A 19,927-nucleotide genomic window follows, 5' to 3' on the forward strand; every position below is an offset into this window, starting at 1 on the left:
TGCCAGCACCCGGCGACCCGGCCGGCCCTGGTGGCCGGCCCCGGTTGCTTGCGAAAACTAGTTGAAGGACACGCTGTGCGTGGCGCCGCGGGTCCAGCCGACGGCGACGTCGATCACCAGCTCCTTGCCGGCGGCAACCACCGTGACGGCCGGATCCTTGGCGACCACGGCGCCGACGCGCCGGGCGACCGTCACGCGAACGACCTGCGCGGTCCGGCTCGGATCGGACACCGCGACCGTCGTCATGGGGCCTTCCCGCCCGATCACCACCGAGGCCGGCCCGTCGCTCGCGACGCCCGCGACCGCGTCCCCGGAGACGGATCCCGCGGCCCAGAAGTTCGCCAGGACCAGGCTCTCACGGTGCGAGACGATCGCTTGGACATTCGGATCGTTGGCAAGGACGGTCATCCCCGGATCGGCCGACCGTTCAGCAGTTTGACTGGCCGTTGCGTTGGGCAACAGAACGTACGCGTACGACCCGGTATCCGTCCCGTGCTCGAACACGAGCTTCGCGTACCGCCGCGTGTACGGCGTCGTCGAACCGGCCGTGTCGTTCCCGATGTTGATCTCCGACCAGGACCCGGTCCGGTCCTCCCGCTCGACCCGCAGCCGGCCGCCCGCCGGGAACACGTACCCGCCGACCCCCTCCAGGTACGCCCACCGCGGATCGCCGTACGTCCGATCGACGCCCGGCTGCCCGTCGACGACCAGCGCCGCCGTCCCGTTCTCGTGGACATTGCGATTGTCGACAACCGTCTCGACCGGATACCCGTCCGTCCCGACGATCCCGGCCCCGAGCGCGACCACCGAGTCCCGCAGGCAGAACCACGACTTCCGCGCCTGCAAGCTCTTGTCGTAGTTGATCAGGTGCATCCCGACCGCACCCGCGACCTCCTTGTACGACGCCCCGCCGACCCAGTCCGCGTACGCCGCGACGGTCCCCGTGCCGCTGCCCGTCCCGCCCGGTTGCCGCGGTTTCGTGCTGACCGTCGTACCGGGCATCCGCTGCGCATCGACGGTCGGCCAGTACGCGTCGAAGTACTGCGACTGGTCGGCGTTGTACAGGTACGTCATACCGTCGCCGACGTACCAGCCGCGGAGGTTCTCGCCGTTGCCCCACTCGTAGCGGGCCATCCGTTTCGACGACATCGCGATCGCGAACGTCCAGCCCGGGCGGCGATGTACGACGCGGTCCTGGTTGTAGAACTGGAAGTGCCGCGGTTCCGATGGCGCGGGCGTCACCGCGGTGTCCGCGAGCAGCGCCTTCGCGCGGGAGATCTCCGGGATCGACGCGCCGGGCAGGTAGTCGGCGAGCCGGTCGCGGGTGATCCAGCTCTTCGCGAGTGCCTTGTAGCGTGAGGAGTACGGCTCCGCGACGCCGCTCGCGAGCAGCAGCACGGTCGACGTCGTGCCGTGGCCGTTGCGGTGGTCACCGGCGGCCTCGCGGGAGATCGCGCGGCCGGAGACGCAGTCCATCATCAGACCGTCGACCATGAACGGCGCGAAGCTCGCGTCGACCGCGTCCAGCAGGACGGCGCGGTTCGGGTCGGTGATCTGCCAGCTGGAGCCGCCGAGCAGCGCGATCAGGTTCGCGACGCCGCCGAGCGCGACGTTGCCGTACGTACCGACGTACGCGAGGTTGCCGTGCTGGACGAACGAGCCGTCGCGGTAGAACCCGTCGCCGCTGGTGACGTAGGTGAAGACCGAGTTCTTCCCGGCCTCGGCGACGTCGCTGAGCGCGTCGCGAGCCGTCGACAGTCTGCTCGCCGACTTTCCGACGATGCCGCGGAGCGCGACGATCAGGGACTTGTCGACCCGGTTCGCGCCGGTCTCCCGCAGCGAGGGCGAGTTGGTCCGGCGGTTCGGGTCGGGGACGAAGTGGTCGACGGCGGTCAGGTACTTCGTGAGCTGGTCGGCCGAGAGTACGTCGTACGCCAGCACGCAGGTGTCGAGGAGGGCCCGTGGTGCGCCGATCTCCCAGAACCACCAGTTCCCGGTCTCCTTCAGCGTCTCGTTGAACGAGTGCACGTTGAGGAAGTCCAGCGCCCCGCTCAGCACCTCGCCGACCTGCGCACCCACGCCCGTACCGGGTGTCGCGCGGGCCAGCGCGATCGTCTTCAGGCGGGTGTAGCTGATCGAGAAGTTGCCGCTCGACGGGCTCAGCGGCAGATCCGCCCACAGCGCCGTCCGCGCATCGTCGACCATCAGCGAGTCGGCAAACTGCCGCGCCTGCTGACCGAGCTTGGCCAGCGCACTCGCGTACGCCGGATCGCCGGCGTCGATCGCGCCGCCGGTGTTCAACTCGGCCCAACGCGCCCGGAGGACGTCGAACTCGTCCTCCGCGAACGCTCGCGTGGGCAGCCCCAAGGTGCCCAGCGCACCGGCGGCGAGCCCCGCCTGCAACAACAGCCGACGACGGACGAAGGGCGGCATCGCGACTCCTCGAGGAGGGATAGTAAACGCTTACCCCATAGCCTGCCGGGTGCCCGTAACAGTCGTCAACAGCTCACTGCGATCACTTTTGATCACTTCGCGGCGGCGAGCGGTGGGCGGGAGTGGTGGGCGGGGAGTGGTCAGGGCAGCAGGGCTCGCACGACTGCGTCTGCGAGCAGCCGGCCGCGGTCCGTGAGGATCAGCCGGTCGTCCGCGACGGTCGCGAGTTCGTCCGCGACCACCTGGTCCGCCGCCGCCCGCCCGGCCGCGTCGAGCACATCGAGCGGCAGCCCGGCGGACAGGCGCACCTCTAGCAGCACGCGTTCGACTCGGCGGGTTTCTCCGTCCAGGGTCTCCCGTGCGTACGCCGGGCTCTCGCCGGCGGCGATCCGCTCGGCGTAGGCGGTGGGATGCTTCACGTTCCACCACCGCACCCCGCCGGCATGGCTGTGCGCGCCCGGCCCGATCCCCCACCAGGTGTCGCCGCGCCAGTACAGCTCGTTGTGCCGGCAGCGCGCCGCCGTACTGCGGGCCCAGTTCGACACCTCGTACCAGCCAAGACCCGCGCCCGTCAGCAACTCGTCGGCTAGCACGTACTTGTCCGCGAGGTCGTCGTCGTCCGGCATCGGCAGCTCACCGCGGCGGATCCGCCGGGCGAGCTGGGTGCCGTCCTCGATGATCAAGGCGTACGCACTCACGTGGTCGGGCTGCGCCGAGAGCGCCGACTCCAGCGACGCCCGCCAGTCGTCCAACGACTCACCAGGCGTCCCGTAGATCAGGTCGAGGTTCACATGTTCGAAGCCCGCGGACGTTGCCTCACGAGCGGCCTGCAGCGCACGCCCGGGACTGTGCTGGCGGTCGAGGATCTTGAGCACGGCCGACGAGGAGCTCTGCATGCCGAAGCTGATCCGGTTGAAGCCCACTGCCCGCAGCTCCTCCAGATAGGCAGGGTCGACCGACTCGGGGTTCGCCTCCGTGGTCACCTCGGCGTCCGGCGCGAGCCCGAACTCGTCCCGCACCGCCGCCAGCATCTTCCCGAGATCGGCAGCCGGCAGCAGGGTCGGCGTACCGCCCCCGAAGAACACCGTGTCGACCGGCCGGTCCAGGTCTCCCAGCACCCGCCGCGCGAGCCGCACCTCGGCGACCGCGTTGCCGGCGTACGACGCCTGCGACCCGCCACCGCCCAGCTCGGTGGCGGTGTACGTGTTGAAGTCGCAGTAGCCGCAGCGCGACGCGCAGAACGGTACGTGCAAATAGAACCCGAACGGCCGCCCGGCGGCCTCCTGGACAGCAGCTTCCGGCAGCGCCCCGTCCCGGGGCGCAACCTCCCCCTCGGGCAATGTCGACGGCACCCGTCCATCCTACGGAACTGTTTCGACTCCGGAATTCCGTCGTTTCGCACCTCACACCCGGTCCGGCAGTCGTTACATTCGGTTCATGGACACCGAGGCTCAGCCCGTCGGACGTGCCACCCGGAACGCGGTCGTGGTGGCGATCATGCTCGGAATGCTGCTCGCGGCCCTCGATCAGACGATCGTGGCGACCGCACTGCCGACCATCGTCAGCGACCTCGGCGGCGCCAACCACCTGTCCTGGGTGGTGACGTCGTACCTGCTGGCCGAGACGATCATGACCGCGCTGATCGGGAAGTTCGGCGACCTGTACGGGCGCAAGCCGATGTTCCTGCTCAGCGTCGTACTGTTCCTGGCCGGGTCCGCGCTCTGCGGGATGTCGCACTCGATGCTCTGGCTGGTCGGGTCCCGGGCGATCCAGGGCCTCGGTGCCGGCGGGCTGATGGTCACCGCGATGGCCGTGATCGCGGACGTCGTACCGCTCAGCGAGCGCGGCCGGTACCAGGGCGTGATGGGTTCGGTGTTCGGGGTGTCGACGGTCGCCGGGCCGCTGCTCGGCGGGCTGTTCGTCGACCACCTGAGCTGGCGCTGGGCGTTCTACGTCAACCTGCCGCTCGGCATCCTGGTGCTGGTCGTTGCCTCGATCACCCTTCCGTCGGTGAAGGCCGCGGTCGGGCCGAAGATCGACTACCTCGGGATCCTGTTCATCGGGATCGCCGCGACCGGGCTGACGCTGGTCACCACCTGGGGCGGGAACGAATACGCCTGGACCTCGACGGTGATCATCGCGATGGCGGTCGGGTCGGTGCTCGCGCTCGGCCTGTTCGTGATCGCGGAACAGCGTGCGGCGGAGCCGTTGCTGCCGTTGCGGTTGTTCCGCTCGCCGGTGTTCACGGTGTGCTCGATCATGAGCTTCATCATCGGGTTCGCGATGCTGGGCGGCGTCACGTACCTGCCGACGTACCTGCAGTTCGTGCACGGCGCCTCCGCGACCGAGTCCGGGCTGCAGATGCTGCCGCTGGTGTGCGGGCTGCTGGTCGCGTCGGTGGTGGTCGGGCAGATCATCAGCAAGACCGGGAAGTACCGGCTGTTCCCGATCGTCGGCACGGTCCTGATCGGCGTCGGGCTGTTCCTGCTCTCGCTCCTCGACAACACCACGTCGTACGTCGAGACCGCGGGCTTCATGGTGGTCCTCGGGCTCGGCGTCGGCGCGTGCATGCCGGTGCCGACCGTCGTCGTCCAGAGCACCGTCGACTACTCGGACCTCGGCGTCGCGACCTCCGGGGTGAGCTTCCTGCGGACGATGGGCAGCTCGTTCGGGGTGGCGGTGTTCGGGTCGATCTACGCGCACCAGCTGCCGGAGAAGCTCGGTGTCGCGGTCGCCACCGCGAAGGTCGATCCGCGGGTGGCGGCGACTGTGGCGGGCGTCCGCGGGTTGCCCGACGCGGCGCGGTCGGTGATCACGGCGGCGTACGCCGACTCGCTGCACGTGGTGTTCCTCTGGGCGGTGCCGGTCGCCGGGCTCGGGTTCCTCACCGCGTTGCTGCTGAAGGAGGTCCCGCTCCGCGACACCGCGCGGATGGCCGCGTCGGACGTCGGCGAGAACTTCGCGGCACCCGCCTCGTTCGACTCCGAGCGCGAACTCCAGAAGCTGGCCGCGCTCGTCGTACAGCACCACAAGCGCAACCCGGCCCCGGAAGTACTCGCGCAATCCGGGCTGCCGCTGAACGCGGCGCAGACCTGGATGATCATGCGCGTCTTCCGCGGCGGCGCCGAGTCCGGGTCCGCCACACTGGCCGAGATGACCGGCGAGCTGCGGATGCCGCCCGGCGTACTCGAACCGCTGGCCACCCAACTGGTTGCCGACGGCTACTTGTCGGAGACCCTCGGCCACTACCGCTTCACCACACTCGGCCTGGAGATGTTCCAGCGGTTCGTCGGCGCGTTCCGGGTCTGGATGCTCGACCACCTCGCCGACTGGGACCCGGAGAACTCCGAAGCCTTCTCCCAGGCCGTCGACCGCCTCGCCGAACAGATGATCGACCAGGGCCAGTCCCTCACCACCGGCAAACACGCCCTGGCCACCGCGAGCTAACTCGCCAGGTTCTCCAGCCAGGACTCCACGGTGCTGAGGGTTTGGGGAGTCACGCCCTGGTAGGGGGTCGACGGGTGGGAGGAAGGTGGGGGCGGGGTGGTTGGCGGCGAGCCAGGTGGTGTCTTGGGTGGTTGCTTCGTCGTCGAGCCAGGCGAAGGGGCGGTTGCCTGCCCAGGTCGCGAGGCCGCGGGTCTTCCAATGCAGGCCGTGCCAGTGGTCTTCCGGGCCTGGGTCGGATTCCCAGGTGACCACGGGCAGGTGCGGCAGGCCCAGGCGAGGGCCGATGTGGACGTTGGCGTCTTCGCCCCAGGTTGTCGCCCAGACGAGTTCGCACGGTAGCGCGGCCAGGCGTGCGCCGACGCCTTCGACGAGTCGCCGGCCGGCGGGATCGCCGGTGAACGGCAGCAGTGTGCCGTCGACGTCGAGGAACAAGATCGGGTCACCGCTGCTCGTCATCCCCTGGACTCCCCCATGTGTGCAGCCAGTCCACCATGCCTTTGGGCCGCGCGTATGCTCACCGGCATGTTGAGCGACGGCGTACGGACAATCTCCGCCGGTGGGGTCGGCCATTGGGTGCGCGTGGCCGGTGCCGGCCACGGCGGTACGCCGCTGGTCCTGCTGCACGGCGGCCCCGGCGAGAGCTCGTACGGCGTCGAGCGCTCGGTCGGCGACGCGCTCGCCGAATTCGTCCCGGTGGTGTTCTACGACCAGCGCGGCTGCGGCCGTACGGAGCGCCCGTCCGACCCGTCGACGTACACGATGGACCGTCTGGTCGCCGACCTCGACGAGTTGCGTACGGCGTTGGGCGCCGAGCGGGTCGTCCCGTGGGGCGTGTCGTTCGGATGCCTGCTGGCCGCCGAGTACGCCGTTGCCCACAGCAACCATGTGGACCGGCTGGTGCTGCACGCCCCGCCGCTCGCCGACCCGCTCCACCCCGGCCTGTGGACGATGCGCCCGGGCGCCGTCGACCCGCTGCTGACCGGCGCCGAACGGACCGCGCTGCGCACCCAGCTCGACAGCATCACCGAACCACTGGAACGTACGATCGCCGCGCTCGGCGCGATCGCCCAGAGCGAGAACGCGGCCGCCTTCTTCTACCACGACCCGGCGAACATCCCCGCCGACGACGAGAACGCCCCGCCGCCCAACATGGACGTGGCAATGGCCCTGGTCGGCAACGAACGCCCGGAACTCGTCGACGACCTCGCCGCGCTCGACCTCCCGGCCCTGATCCTCGCCGGCCTCTGGGACCGCCAGGTCGGCTTCGACATCCCCCGCGACCTCGCCGCCCGCCTCCCACAGGCGACCCTGGAGATCTTCCAGCACTCGGCCCACTCGATCGACGAGGAAGAGCCGGCCCGGTACGTCGAGTCGATCCGCAAGTTCCTCGCCCGATGAACGCCTGGACCTGCCGCCCGGAAATACTGCGAGCGCGGACCTGACGCTGTCGTTCTGCGAGTGAACCCCTGTGTGCGTAACATCACGGACTTCCGTCGCACGACCGGTACGCGCACAAACAGTAGCTCCAGAACGACCACGTCGGAGGAGACACTCACATGCTCGGACAACCGGGCCGCCCTCGGGCTGCCCTTGTCACCGTTGTCGCACTACTCCTAGGCACACTCAGCATTTCCGGGTCGGAGGCCGCGACCCACGAAAAGCCTTCCATACAAGGCACAACGGCCGCCCACGACGCAGCGGCGAGCCGCGTCAAGAGACCGACCAGTACGACGACCACGCCGGCGAAAGCCGACGCCCGCAACGCGGCGCTCCGGAAGGTCCTCACCAAATACCTGAAACCGGGCCGCCGCGACTACGTCGGCCTCGAGAAGAACCTTGCCGCGTTGGGCGGCACCGGTCTGACAATCGGCGGCGTCACGCCGAAGCAGGCCCAGGCCGCACAGGATTCACCGGCACCGAACGCCGCGTCGGCGCCACGGAAACTCGACGGCGGGAACGGCGAATGCCCGAAAGCGACGAAGAACGTTCGCTTCACCTGTGAGCTGCTGTTCTTCCACGAGACCTCGCCCGGCTACACCTACATGGCCGACGTCGCCGTACTGTCGTGGAACTTCGAGTTCCTCGGCGAGCCCAAGCCCAAGGGCGAACCGCTCGACGACATCGCCGCCATCGACTTCGGCAACTACAACGAGAAGTGCTACAACCCCGGGAAGACGTCGGAGGCGGCCTGGACGTACTTCCCCGGCGGCGGCACGCTGAACGGGAAGCCGGCCCAGGACGTGAGCGACCTGGTCCAGCCCGAGTCGACCAACCCGGAGAACAACGCCACCGTCTGGCGAGTCGTCGACGAGCCTCAGGACGGCACCGACCTGCCGAAACCCCTGGTCGGCTATGTCGAGATCGACCTGCAGCACCGAATCGGCGCTCCGGGCTGCCCGGCCGAGTTCGAGGAGATCCGCGCTGCCGGACACTTCCTGCACAGCGAGGACGGAAAGGGTGACTGGGACGGCGTGACGGTCGGCGCCGGCTACGGTCCGTTGTCCGTGTCGTACACGCCCGGGTCCAAGCCCGGCGTCGAGCGCCAGCGCACCACCGGCATCCTGGCCCTGCACGAGCCGGACGTCCAGCCGACGCGGCTGAACTACATCGGCCCGACGAACATCAAGTACCACGTGCCGTTCACGGCCGCCGCGCGGCTGACCGGCGGTACGGCGACGGCCGCTGCGGCGTCAGGTGCTCCACGGACACGGGCCGGCGAACCGACGACGCCGATACCTGGCGCGAAGATCCAGTTCGTCCTCGGGCTCGGTGGTGGGACGCAGACCTGTACCGGGACGACGAACGCCGACGGGGTCGCGTCCTGTGTCCTCACGCCGACGCAGAAGTCCGGTCCGACCACGCTGACGCTGCGCTACCTCGGCGCTCACGGGACGGCCGCGAGTTCGAGCTTCGTCTCGTTCACGGTCGAGCACCAGGCAACACAGGTCGCGTACACCGGGCCGAAGCGGGTCGCCAACGGAACGGCCGCTCAGCTCTCCGGCGTCCTGCGTGAGTACCACGGCCCGGCCGTCGCCGGGCGGAGCCTGCGGCTGTCCCTCGGCAACGGAAGCAACCGCCAGTCGTGCACGGGGACGACTGACTCCGCCGGGAGAGCACGCTGCACGATCCCCGCGGTGAACCAGCCGTTGAACGCGGCAGCGACCGTCCCGGTCTCGGTGTCGTTCACTGGTGACGACTTCTACCTGTCGTCCTCCAAGTCGGCGAGCGTGCTCCTGGAGTACTACACCGGCCGGGCGTACGGCGTCGCCGGCACGATCGACGTACCGCTGCTCGCGAAGGTCGAGCTTCCGGCGCAGCCGGACACCAAGGAGATCCGCGTCGCACAGGCCTTCACCACCACGACGGGCTGTACGGCGGACGTCGGGGTCGTCGCTCTGGTGACCACGAAGGCGCTGTGCCCGCAGGTTCGAACGAGCCTCGCGCCGGGGACCTCCGTCGGATCGTCGACGGTCGACAGCACGACGATCGGCATTCCGGGGCTGCCCGTCGTCGAGGTCCGTGGTGCGACCGCCAGGTCCTCCAGCACCTGTGCCGGTGCCACTGCCACCACGGACCTGGCCGGGCTGTACGTCGGCGGTCGGCGGATCCCGGTCTCCGCCGAGCTCAACAGCACGACCACGGTCGCCGGCATCCGACTGACCACCAACGAACGCAAGCCGGTGGCCAACGCGGACCACGGCCAGTCGGTCGCTGCCCTGCACCTGACGGCACTCGACGGCAAGGTGGATCTCGTGATCGCCTCGGCCACTACCGGCGTGCACAACTGCGTCGGCTGATCCGCTGTCCGGGAGGCACTGTCCGGGAGGCGCCGTCCGCGGTGCCTCCCGGACAGGCTACTCGTACATCTTGTCGAGTACGGCGGCGTACTCGGTCTCGACGTACTTGCGCTTGAGTTTCAGGCTGGGGGTCATCTCGCCGGACTCGATGGTCAGGTCGCGGTCGAGGATGGTGAACTTCTTGATGGTCTCCCAGCGGTTCAGGCCGGCGTTGAGTTCGTCGACGTAGCCCTGGACCATCGCGCGGGCGGCGTCGGACGTGACGATCTCGGCGTACGGCTTGCCGGCGAGGCCGTTCTGTTCCGCCCAGCCGACGATCGCGTCGGGGTCGAGCGTGACCAGGGCGGAGACGAAGTTGCGCAGGTTGCCGTGCACGATGAACTGGCTCGCGTACGGGCAGAGGGTCTTGAAGCGGCCCTCGATCACCTGCGGCGCGACATATTTGCCGCCCGACGTCTTGAACAGGTCCTTCTTGCGGTCGGTGATGTAGAGGAACTCGTCCTCGAAGTGCCCGATGTCGCCGGTGTGGAACCAGCCGTCGGCGTCCAGCACCTCGGCGGTCTGCTCGGGCTGGTTGTGGTACCCGCTCATCACGCCGTCGCCCTTGATCAGGATCTCGCCGTCCTCGGCGACCTTGAACGAGGTGCCGGGGAACGCCGGGCCGACACTGCCGAGCCGGTACTGCGTGGGCCGGTTGAGCGTCGACCCCGCCGACGTCTCGGACAGCCCGTACCCCTCGAGGATCAGCAGCCCGGCGGCGTGGAACCACTCCGCCAGCGACTTGTCGAGGGCGGCGGACCCGGACACGAAGAACCGGATCCGGCCGCCGAACCGGTCCCGGATCTTCGAGAGCACCAACCGGTCCGCCGCGGCGAACTGCGCGCCCAGCAGACCCGACGGCTCACGGCCGTCCTGGCGGAGCGCGGAGACCTTCGCGCCGACCCCGAACGCCCAGTCGAACAGCTTGGCCTTGGCGCCGCCCTCGGACTGGATCATCGTCTGGATCCGGGCGTGTGCCTTCTCGAAGATCCGCGGCGCCGCCGCCATGAACGTCGGCTGGACGATCGCCGCATTGTCGACGATCTTGTCGATCCGGCCGTCCACCGCGGTCGCGAAGCCGATCTGGCACTGGACCGCGAGCAGGACCTGCCCGAACACGTGCGACAGCGGCAGCCAGAGGAACTGCAGGTCGTCCGGGGACAGCACGCGCATGCCCTCGACCGCGGCGCCCTCGTACGTCCACACCGAGTGCGGCAGGCGCACGCCCTTCGGGCGGCCCGTCGTCCCCGAGGTGTAGATCAGCGTGCACAAGGTGTCCGGTTCGATGCCGGCGATCCGGTCGTCGACGATCGACGGATGCTCGGCCAGGTAGTCGTCGCCGAGCATGTCCAGCGTGCCGAGCCCGATCACCCAGTCGCCGTCGCGCTCCTCCGGCGTCCCGTCCAGCAGCACGACCTTGCGCAGCGACGGCGTCTCGGACCGGTGCTCGCGGAGCTTGTCGACCTGGCCGGCGTCCTCGGCGAACACCACCTGTACGTCGGCGTCGGCCACGATGAACGCCACGTCCGCGGCCATCGTCGACGGGTAGATCGTCGTCGTCGCGGCGGCCGCGAGGACGGCGGCCAGGTAGCACTCGATCCACTCGATCCGGGTGCTCGCGGCGATCCCGACCCGCTGCTCAGGTTCGACCCCGAGCGCGATCAGGCCGGCGGCCCGGCGCCGGGTCAGCGCCTCGGTCTCCCGCCAGGTCACCGACGTCCACCGGTCGCCGCGCGGGAATCGGAACGCCTCCCCCTCAGGCGTGGCCGCCACCCGGTCCAGGAACATCTGGGCCATGGTGCCCTTGCGGTTGCTGAGGAGTGCGAGCTGGCCGGGATCGGCGACAGGCGTCATGACTGGCCTCCATCGGGGGTCAAGTAAACCGGACAGTAATAGCAATCCACGCGGCTGACCATGCCACTCGCTTGCCCACCTGAACCTTCTCCATTACGTTTCCGCAACATGCGCATACGGTCGGTGGTAACCGCCTCACTATCCGTCCTGCTGCTCGCGATCGGGATCCCGGTGCGCGCGGCGGCCCCGCCGGCCGAGTTCGGCTCCGACTACGACGACCCGCGGACGCCCGCGCCGGCGGTCGCGGTCCCGCACACACGGCACTGCGAAGTGCGGATTGTCGACAATCAGTTCCGGAACTTCGACCCGTACCGGTCGACGTACACACCGCCGGCCGGCTGCCAGGGGCCGTGGTCGAAGGTCGTGCTGCGGATGCACGGCGCGGTCAAGGGCGTGCAGTACGACCGCCTCGGGCACCTCACGATCGGCGGCGTCGGCGTGTTCCGGACCTCGACGCCGGAACCGAGCGCCGACGGCATCGAGTGGAACGTCGAGAAGGACGTCACGTCGTACAGCCCGCTGCTCCGGACGACGCAGCCGGTCGTGATGGAGCTCGGCAACGTGGTCGACAACACGTACACCGGTGTCCTCGACATCAAGGTCACACTCGACTTCTACACGACAGACCGCCGTACGCCCGCCGCCAAGACGGCCGACGAAGTGCTCCCGCTGCAGGACCAGACCCGTGACGGCGCAGATCTGACGGGTACGGCGACCCTCCCGGAGAACACGACCCGGGTCCTCGGTGAGGTGTACGTCACGGGATCGGGCGGCGGCTGCGAGGAGTTCTGGGACACGTCCGCGCCGGCCTCGACCGGGTACTCGTGCCCCGACGGCTCGCCGTACCGCGAGGTCGACGTGAGCATCGACGGGAAGCTCGCCGGCATCGCCCTGCCGTACCCGTACATCTACACCGGCGGCTGGTCGAACCCGTACGAGTGGCGGCCCTCCCCCGCGCCGCGCGCGTTCGACATCAAGCCCGTCACGTACGACCTGACGCCGTTCGCCGGCCTGCTCGCCGACGGCAAGCCGCACGAGTTCCGCCTCCACGTCGACGGCGTACCGGCGGGCCAGTCCGGCTGGTTCACGGTCCCCAACCTGCACGTGTGGACCGACGCGCACCGCGCCCGGACGACCGGCGCGCTCACGTCGTACGCCGTCAGCCCGCTCGCCAAGGCAGAAGTCACCGGCACCGGCTCTGTCAACCTGACCGCGTCCCGCACGCTCAAGATCAGCGGGTACGTCGACACCTCGGCCGGCCGGATGCACACCACCGTCGAGCGCAACCTGAGCAATGTCTCCAAGCACACCTGGGATGCGGGTGAGTCCCACGACGCCCTCGACGCGAACTGGCGCGACACCGAGACCACGATCAGCAACGGCCGCGTGCACCGTACCGACCTCGACTACGGCAAGGACGGCCTACTGACGTTCTTGCCCAACGCAACGATCCCCGGCGGGTACGACGTGGTCACGGACCTCAAGATCCACGACACGATCCGTACGCCCGGCCTCACCACGACCGAGACGTACGACGGCCGCGCGTCCTGGATCTACGGCGTACCGCGCGACCAGCGCCACGCGACCGGCGCCCAAACCGTACGCTTCCGGGCGACCGGCCACGGGTGTTACGACCACACGCTGGCTGCGGTGAACGGCGTCTACACGAAGGATTTCTACCGCTGCTGAGCGGCGAGTAGCTCCGCGATCTGGACGGCGTTGAGGGCGGCGCCCTTGCGGAGGTTGTCGTTGGAGACGAAGAGGACCAGGCCGCGGTTGCCCGGGACCGACTGGTCCTGGCGGATCCGGCCGACGTACGACGGGTCCTGGCCGGCCGCGAGCAGCGGGGTCGGGAGGTCCGCGAGCGACACCCCCGGAGCGGCCGCCAGCAACTCGGTCGCCTCCGCCGGGGTGATCGGCTCGGCGAACTCGGCGTGGATGCTGAGCGAGTGGCCGGTGAAGACCGGGACCCGGACGCAGGTACCGGCGACCGGCAGGTCCGGGAGGTGCAGGATCTTCCGGCTCTCGTTCCGGAGCTTCTGCTCCTCGTCGGTCTCACCGGTGCCGTCGGCAACGATCGACCCGGCCAGCGGGAGCACGTTGAACGCGATCGGCCCGGCGTACACCTTGGGCTCGGGGAGCGTGATGCCCTCGGTCCCGCGGGCGAGCTTGCCGCCGGCCACGGCCAGGTCACGCGCCTGGTCCTCGAGTTCGCTGACGCCGACCCCACCGGAGCCTGAGACGGCCTGGTAGGTCGACACCACCAGCCGGGTCAGCCCGGCGGCGCGGTGCAACGGGGCGAGGACCGGCATCGCGGCCATCGTCGTACAGTTCGGGTTCGCGACGATGCCCTTGGGGATCGTGTTCAGGTCGTCCGGGTTCACCTCGGAGACGACCAGCGGCACGTCGGGGTCCATCCGCCAGCCGGACGAGTTGTCCACCACGACCGCACCGGCCGCGGCCACCCGCGGGGCGAGCTCCTTGGACGCTGTCTTCCCGTTCGAGAACAGCGCCAGCTCCAGCCCGGTGAAGTCCGCCGTCGCGGAGTCCTCGACGACGATCTCCCGGTCGCCGAACGGCAGCTTCGTACCGGCCGACCGCGCGGACGCGAAGAACCGCACCTCGTCGACCGGGAACGTACGCTCGAGCAGCAACTCGCGCATGACCCCGCCGACCTGACCCGTGGCTCCGAACACACCTACTCGCATACGACCGAGAGTAGTAGGTGCCCACAGCTCCCGCCCCCACATTTCAGCGGGCGGACGCCCAGCACTCACCAACCGCAGGCAGACGCGGCCTGCACGTCCGCCGCAGGCGGGAGGCCGCCCGCGCGCGCGGGTTGCTGAGTGTCTGGGGTCCGGACGCCCGGGCCATCACAATCGCTCGGGGGCGGGCCGGTTCACGCTCGGCTGCCGGCGGATCGGGCGATTGTGATGGCCTGGCGGTCCGGGTCAGGCGTCGGCGGCGAGGGTGCCGCCGTTGGCGACGTCGGTCTTCTCGATCTCGGTGAAGACGATCCGGACCGCCTCGCGCTTGGCGCCGAGGATCGCGATCGCGGAGTCGGTGACGGCGGTGACGAACTCGCGGCGCTGGTCGAGGGTGCGGCCGGAGAGCAGTTCGACGGTGATGTTCGGCATCAGGCGGTTCTCCTGTGGGTTGTTTTCGAACAGTGTTTCAGGACCGGGCCGCCGCCGCGTGCGCGGTGACCTCGGGGTCTGTGTTCAGCGAGTCGACCAGTTCGTCGACCTCGGGCCGGTGCTCCGGGGCGAGCAAGCCGAGGCCGACGTACACCACCAGCGAGGTTGCCAGCGGCAACGCGACGACCAGCGTCTGGTCGGTGGATCCGACGCCGTACTTGACGATCGCCCACGCGATCAGCCCGATCGCCCAGGACGCCAGCGCGGCCCGCGATCCGCTCCGCCGGAACCAGGGCAGCAGCCCCAGCATCAACGGGATCGCGATCGGCCCCATCGTCGCCGCGACCAGGTCGACGACGATCTTCAGGACGACGCCTTCCCCGTTGGTGGCGATCGCGATCAGCATGCTGACCGTCACGAACGTGAACGTCACGATCCGCGCCATCTTCAGCGTCGCGCCGTCGGTCAGCTGCCGCACCCGCGGTACCAGCACCGGCGCGAGGTCGCGGGTGATCACCGACGAGATCGCGTTCGCGTCGGAGGCCACCATCGCCATCGTGTGCGAGAAGAACCCCGCCAGCACGAGCCCGATCAGCCCGCTCGGCAGCAGCAGCTGGGACAGCGCGACGTACGACTGCTCGGGCTTGCCCGGGTGCACCAGCAGCGGCGCCGCGCACATCGGGATGAACAGGATCAGTGGCCACACCAGCCACAACGCCGACGACAGCAACGCCGACCGCTTCGCCGCGGAGCCGGACGGCGCGGCCATGTAGCGCTGCGCCAGGTTCCACATGCCGCCGTTGTACTCGAAGGTTTTGATGAACAGGAACGCGATCAGGAAGATCGGTGTGTACGGCCCGTTCAGCGCGTGCCCGTGGCCGGCCGGCAACTGGTCCCACATCTTCCACAGCGTCGGTACGCCGTCCAGGTGGCGCAGCACCCCGACGAACATCGCGACCCCGGCCCCGAACTGGATCACGAACTGCCCGAAGTCGGTGAGTACGTCGGCCCAGAGCCCGCCGAGCGTCGCGTACAGCATCGTCACCACGCCGGTGAGCAGGATCCCCCACCGGATCGGTACGCCGGTGAAGCCGTTCAGCAGTACGGCGATCGCGACCCACTTGGACGCGATGTCGACGACCTTGAGCGCGGCGCCGGAGTACGCGAGCGCCTGCTGGGTCGGCAGGTTGTACCGCCGGGCGAGGTACTCCAGCGGCGACACGACCCCGTGTTTCGCGCGCAGCCGGTTCCAGCGGGCGGCGAACAGGAACGCGCCGATGCCGACGCCGATCCCGATCGTCATCGCCCACCAGACGTAGACGGTGATGCCGTACGAGTACGCGACGGCAGCGAACGCGACGAACATCACCGCGCTGTAGCCGGACATGTGGTGCGAGATGCCGGACAGCCACCAGGGAATCCGGCCTCCGGTCGTGAAGTAGTCGACGACGGTCTTGATCTTGGTGCGCGACCAGATCCCGATCAGCACCATCAGCACGAAGTAGCCGGCCAGGACCGTCCAGTCCACAGCGGTCATCGGGGATCCTCCCAGGGGCGTTGGGCGAGTGCTTGAGAGGTTCCACCGAACAGAACCGAGTGTCAAGACACGGAACTTGGAACATTTCCTGGACCTGTTCCAGCGTTGACAGGCAGTTCTGCTGAGTAGAACCTTGTTCCGTGACTCTGCAGATCAGGCACGCCACCCATCCCGAGCAGCTGCCCGGCTTCGACACGGCCGCACTGCGCCGCCACTACCTGGTGGACGACCTCTTCGTCCCCGGCACCGTCACCGCGGTGCTCACCCACCACGACCGGATCGTGCTCGCCGGCGCCCGCCCGACGGACGGCCCGCTGACCCTCGGCACCTACCCCGAGCTGCGCAGCGAGTACTTCCTCGAACGCCGCGAGGCCGGCATCGTCAACGTCGGCGGACCCGGCACGGTCACCGCCGACGGCACGAAGTACGAGCTCACCACCGGCGCCTGCCTGTACGTCGGACGCGGCGTTCGCGAGGTCGTCTTCGACGGACCCGAGGCGGCGTACTACGTGTTCTCGGCGCCTGCGCACACGACGTACCCGGTCGCGCTGATCAACCCGGGCGAGGGCAACCGGATCGAGGCCGGCGACCCGCTGACCGCGAACCGGCGGACGATCGACCAGTTCATCCACGCGGACGGCGTCCGGAGCTGCCAGGTCGTGCTCGGCGTGACGACCCTGCACGCGGGCAGCACCTGGAACACGATGCCCGCGCACACCCACGACCGGCGGACCGAGTGCTACCTGTACTTCGGGCTCCCGGAGTCCGAGCGGATCGTCCACCTGCTCGGCGAACCCGAGGAGACCCGGCACCTGCTGGTCGCGGACCGGCAGGCGGTCATCTCCCCCAGCTGGTCGATCCACTCCGGCTGCGGCACGTCGTCGTACAGCTTCGTCTGGGCGATGGCCGGTGAGAACCAGGCGTTCGGCGACATGGACGGTGTCGACGTCCGGGACCTGCGGTGACGTCCTTCAGTCTCGAAGGACGGACCGCGCTGGTCACCGGCGCCCGACGCGGGATCGGCGCCGCGATCGCGGCCGGGTACGCCGCGGCCGGCGCCGAGCTGATCCTGCTGGCCCGGGACGGGGCCCTCGAGGACACCCTCGAGGCGATCAAGCGGAACGGCGGCGGCGACGCGACCGTGGTGACCGCCGACTTCGCCGACCCGGCCGAGGTGGAACGGGCGGCGCTGCGGATCGCCGGCCACCGGACCGTCGACATCCTGGTCAACAACGCCGGCACGATCCGGCGGGCACCCGCGGCCGGGACCACGGCCGCGGACTGGCAGCACGTGATCGACGTGAACCTGAACTCCACCTGGGCGGTGACCCGCCCGATCGGGGCCGCGATGGCGGAGCGCGGTGCCGGGAAGATCGTCACGATCGCGTCGCTGCTCAGCTTCCAGGGCGGGATCCGGGTTCCGGCGTACACGGCCAGCAAGCACGCGGTGGCCGGCCTGACCCGGGCGCTCGCCAACGAGTGGGGTCCCAGCGGTGTTCAGGTGAACGCGATCGCGCCTGGGTACATCAGTACCGACAACACCACCGAGTTGCGGGCGGACCCGGACCGCGAGGCTGCGATCCGGGAGCGCATCCCAGCCGGCCGCTGGGGGCGGCCGGAGGACGTCGTCGGCGCCGCGGTGTTCCTGGCGTCCGGCGCGGCGGATTACGTCAACGGGCACGTTCTGGCCGTCGACGGTGGCTGGCTGGCGAGATAGGGGTGGCAGGATGTCCGACATGAGTTCGCCCTCGGCCATCGACAAGACGCTGATGGTGCTGGACGCCGTACTTGAGCATTCGCGGTTCACCGACGTGGTGAACGCGACCGGTCTGGCCAAGTCGACCGTGCACCGGATCATGGCCTCGCTGGTCGAGCACGAGTTCGTCACGCAGGCCGACGACGGGTCGTACCACCCCGGTCCGAAGGCGCTCCGGCTCGCCGGGCACGCGCTGACGAACGTCGACCTGGCGACCGTGGCCCGGCCGGTGCTCGCGGATCTGGTCGCGCAGACCCGCTGCACGGTGCACGTCGGACTGCTGAACGGCGACGAGGCGATCTACGTCGCGCGGCTCGACGGCCCGAAGCCGTACCGGATGCCGTCCCGCGTCGGCAAGGCGATCTGGCTGCACTGCACCGGGATCGGCAAGGCGCTGCTCGCCGAGAAGGACGACGAGGCGCTCGACGTCCACATCACCCGCACCGGCCTGCCCGCCCGTACGCCGCTCACGCACACGACCGCGGCCGCGCTGAAGGCGGACCTTGCGCAGACCCGCGCCCGCGGGTACGCGCTCGACGACGAGGAGAACGAGCCCGGCATCCGCTGCGTCGCCGCGGTCATCCACGACCACACCGGCGCCGCGATCGCCGCCGTCAGCATCTCCACGCTCTCACTCGAGCAGTCGATCGCCCAGGTCGCCCTCATGGCCCCCGCCGCACTCGAGGCCGCCCGCAAGATCTCCGCCGCGCTCGGCTACCGCGAACCGACCAACTGACGCGCTGCCGCCCACCGCACCACCGGCACAAACAGGACGCCGACAACCGCGAACCACCCGCCGAGGACGATCCAGCCCGGTACGCCGAGACCGAGCGGGAGCAGCGCCATGATCGTCGGGGCGACCATCGAACTGACCGACGTACTCGTGTTCCAGACGCCCTGGTACTGACCCTGCGCCTGCTCCTGGGCGAGGTCGAAACCGAGCAGGAACGAGCCCGACGACTGCAGCAGCTCACCGGCCGTCTGCACCGCGGCAGCGGCCACCAGGACAGCGACGGCCACGATCGCATCCCCCACCGACGCGGCCGCGAACAGCAGCATCGATGCCAGCAGTAAGAGCCCGGCGGTCCGGGTGGCCCGCGCGGCCGAGGTGGTGTCGACGATCCCGCGCGCTGCCCGGACCTGCAGTACGGCGACACCGGCCGCGTTGACGATCAGCGGTACCGCGGCGGCCCAGTGCGGCGCGTCCGTGTGTTCGACCACCCACAGCGGAATCGCGACGTCGATCACCGAGAAGTGCACGGAGATCGCGGCGTTCAGCGCGGCCACGGCGAGGTACCCGCGGTCGCGGAGCGCGATCCACACCGGTCCGTCGGTACGCGGCTGCGGGGCGACCCGCGGTACGGCGAGGACGACGAGCGCTGCGACCACGCCGAGGACGACGTACACGCCGAACATCACCCGGTACGACGTCGCCGTACCGACGGAGAGCGCGACCGCGCCGAGGCCGGCGCCCGCGGTGACGCCGATGTTGGTCATCGACCGCAGGTACGCGCGCGCCGCGACCCGTTCCGGCCCCTGGACGACGCCGGCGATCAGTGCGAACCGGACCGCGTTCGAGCCACGGTCGAGGAGGACGACAACGCTCGCGACCGCGAGGAACTGCCAGAACGTGCCGATCACGACGTACAGCGAAGCGGCCGCGGACATCAGCAGGCTGAGCACGACGAACAGCGTGCGCGGTCCGCGACGGTCGGCGAGGTGGCCGAACGGGATGCTCGCCAGCAGGCCGAACAGCCCGGCAACGGTCAGGCCGAGGCCGACCTGTGCGATCGACAACCCGACGACGCGGGTGAAGTACAGCACGCTGATCGTCATCAGCAGGCCGTTGCCGACCCGGCTGAGCAGGGTCGCCAACGCCAGCGGGCGGAGCGGGCCCGGAGCCGGTAGCAGCTTCCTCACCGGCCCA

The 19,927-nt window shown here is 69.6% G+C and carries 14 protein-coding genes; 7 read left to right on the forward strand and 7 right to left on the reverse strand.

The window, feature by feature from the left end:
• Window positions 1-57: 57 nt before the first annotated feature.
• Both ACQHIV_RS17550 and hemW read right to left on the reverse strand, forming a co-directional pair.
• Window positions 58-2,433, reverse strand: a complete 2,376-nt coding sequence (locus ACQHIV_RS17550) for a polysaccharide lyase 8 family protein (RefSeq protein ID WP_427895605.1) — start codon at window positions 2,431-2,433, stop codon at window positions 58-60.
• Between the two features lie 140 nt (window positions 2,434-2,573).
• A complete protein-coding gene (gene hemW, locus ACQHIV_RS17555) occupies window positions 2,574-3,785 on the reverse strand; it encodes a radical SAM family heme chaperone HemW (protein WP_427895607.1) in 1,212 nt (403 codons plus the stop codon).
• Window positions 3,786-3,870: 85 nt separating this feature from the next.
• Here hemW and ACQHIV_RS17560 point away from each other — a divergent pair, with 85 nt between their 5' ends.
• From ACQHIV_RS17560 to ACQHIV_RS17570, 3 genes are all read left to right on the forward strand, one after another.
• Entirely contained in the window at window positions 3,871-5,880 is a 2,010-nt protein-coding gene (locus tag ACQHIV_RS17560) for a DHA2 family efflux MFS transporter permease subunit (RefSeq protein ID WP_427895609.1), read from the forward strand.
• A 522-nt stretch (window positions 5,881-6,402) separates the two neighbouring features.
• Window positions 6,403-7,278 carry an alpha/beta fold hydrolase gene (locus tag ACQHIV_RS17565; RefSeq protein WP_427895611.1) on the forward strand — a complete coding sequence of 292 codons (876 nt, stop codon included), beginning with the start codon at window positions 6,403-6,405 and terminating at the stop codon, window positions 7,276-7,278.
• Between the two features lie 158 nt (window positions 7,279-7,436).
• A complete protein-coding gene (locus ACQHIV_RS17570; RefSeq protein ID WP_427895613.1) occupies window positions 7,437-9,677 on the forward strand; it encodes a choice-of-anchor P family protein in 2,241 nt (746 codons plus the stop codon).
• A 57-nt stretch (window positions 9,678-9,734) separates the two neighbouring features.
• Here ACQHIV_RS17570 and ACQHIV_RS17575 read toward each other — a convergent pair whose 3' ends face one another.
• Window positions 9,735-11,570 carry an AMP-dependent synthetase/ligase gene (locus ACQHIV_RS17575; protein ID WP_427895615.1) on the reverse strand — a complete coding sequence of 612 codons (1,836 nt, stop codon included), beginning with the start codon at window positions 11,568-11,570 and terminating at the stop codon, window positions 9,735-9,737.
• Between the two features lie 108 nt (window positions 11,571-11,678).
• Between ACQHIV_RS17575 and ACQHIV_RS17580 the strand changes: the two genes are divergently transcribed.
• Window positions 11,679-13,259, forward strand: coding sequence for a peptide-N4-asparagine amidase (locus ACQHIV_RS17580; protein ID WP_427895617.1), 1,581 nt, complete (start codon window positions 11,679-11,681; stop codon window positions 13,257-13,259).
• Here the strand turns inward: ACQHIV_RS17580 and ACQHIV_RS17585 are convergent.
• From ACQHIV_RS17585 to ACQHIV_RS17595, 3 genes are all read right to left on the reverse strand, one after another.
• Window positions 13,247-14,278 (reverse strand): aspartate-semialdehyde dehydrogenase, encoded by a 1,032-nt coding sequence (locus tag ACQHIV_RS17585; protein ID WP_427895619.1) that lies wholly within the window; start codon window positions 14,276-14,278, stop codon window positions 13,247-13,249. The genes ACQHIV_RS17580 and ACQHIV_RS17585 overlap by 13 nt on opposite strands.
• A gap of 243 nt (window positions 14,279-14,521) precedes the next feature.
• A complete protein-coding gene (locus tag ACQHIV_RS17590; RefSeq protein WP_427895621.1) occupies window positions 14,522-14,707 on the reverse strand; it encodes a tautomerase family protein in 186 nt (61 codons plus the stop codon).
• A 37-nt stretch (window positions 14,708-14,744) separates the two neighbouring features.
• Window positions 14,745-16,244 carry a sodium:solute symporter family protein gene (locus tag ACQHIV_RS17595; RefSeq protein WP_427895623.1) on the reverse strand — a complete coding sequence of 500 codons (1,500 nt, stop codon included), beginning with the start codon at window positions 16,242-16,244 and terminating at the stop codon, window positions 14,745-14,747.
• A 140-nt stretch (window positions 16,245-16,384) separates the two neighbouring features.
• Between ACQHIV_RS17595 and kduI the strand changes: the two genes are divergently transcribed.
• The 3 genes from kduI to ACQHIV_RS17610 are packed head-to-tail and all read left to right on the forward strand — an operon-like array spanning window position 16,385 to window position 18,736.
• On the forward strand, window positions 16,385-17,209 hold the full coding sequence (gene kduI / locus ACQHIV_RS17600; RefSeq protein ID WP_427895625.1) for a 5-dehydro-4-deoxy-D-glucuronate isomerase: 825 nt from the start codon (window positions 16,385-16,387) through the stop codon (window positions 17,207-17,209).
• Window positions 17,206-17,961 carry an SDR family oxidoreductase gene (locus tag ACQHIV_RS17605; RefSeq protein ID WP_427895627.1) on the forward strand — a complete coding sequence of 252 codons (756 nt, stop codon included), beginning with the start codon at window positions 17,206-17,208 and terminating at the stop codon, window positions 17,959-17,961. The genes kduI and ACQHIV_RS17605 overlap by 4 nt, the downstream gene beginning before the upstream one ends.
• Window positions 17,962-17,980: 19 nt before the next feature.
• Window positions 17,981-18,736: an IclR family transcriptional regulator gene (locus tag ACQHIV_RS17610; RefSeq protein WP_427895629.1), complete on the forward strand. Its 756-nt coding sequence runs from the start codon at window positions 17,981-17,983 to the stop codon at window positions 18,734-18,736.
• Here ACQHIV_RS17610 and ACQHIV_RS17615 read toward each other — a convergent pair.
• Entirely contained in the window at window positions 18,715-19,920 is a 1,206-nt protein-coding gene (locus ACQHIV_RS17615; protein ID WP_427895631.1) for an MFS transporter, read from the reverse strand. The genes ACQHIV_RS17610 and ACQHIV_RS17615 overlap by 22 nt on opposite strands.
• Window positions 19,921-19,927: the final 7 nt, after the last annotated feature.

The organism is Kribbella polygonati (assembly GCF_050320105.1).
Taxonomy (GTDB): domain Bacteria; phylum Actinomycetota; class Actinomycetes; order Propionibacteriales; family Kribbellaceae; genus Kribbella.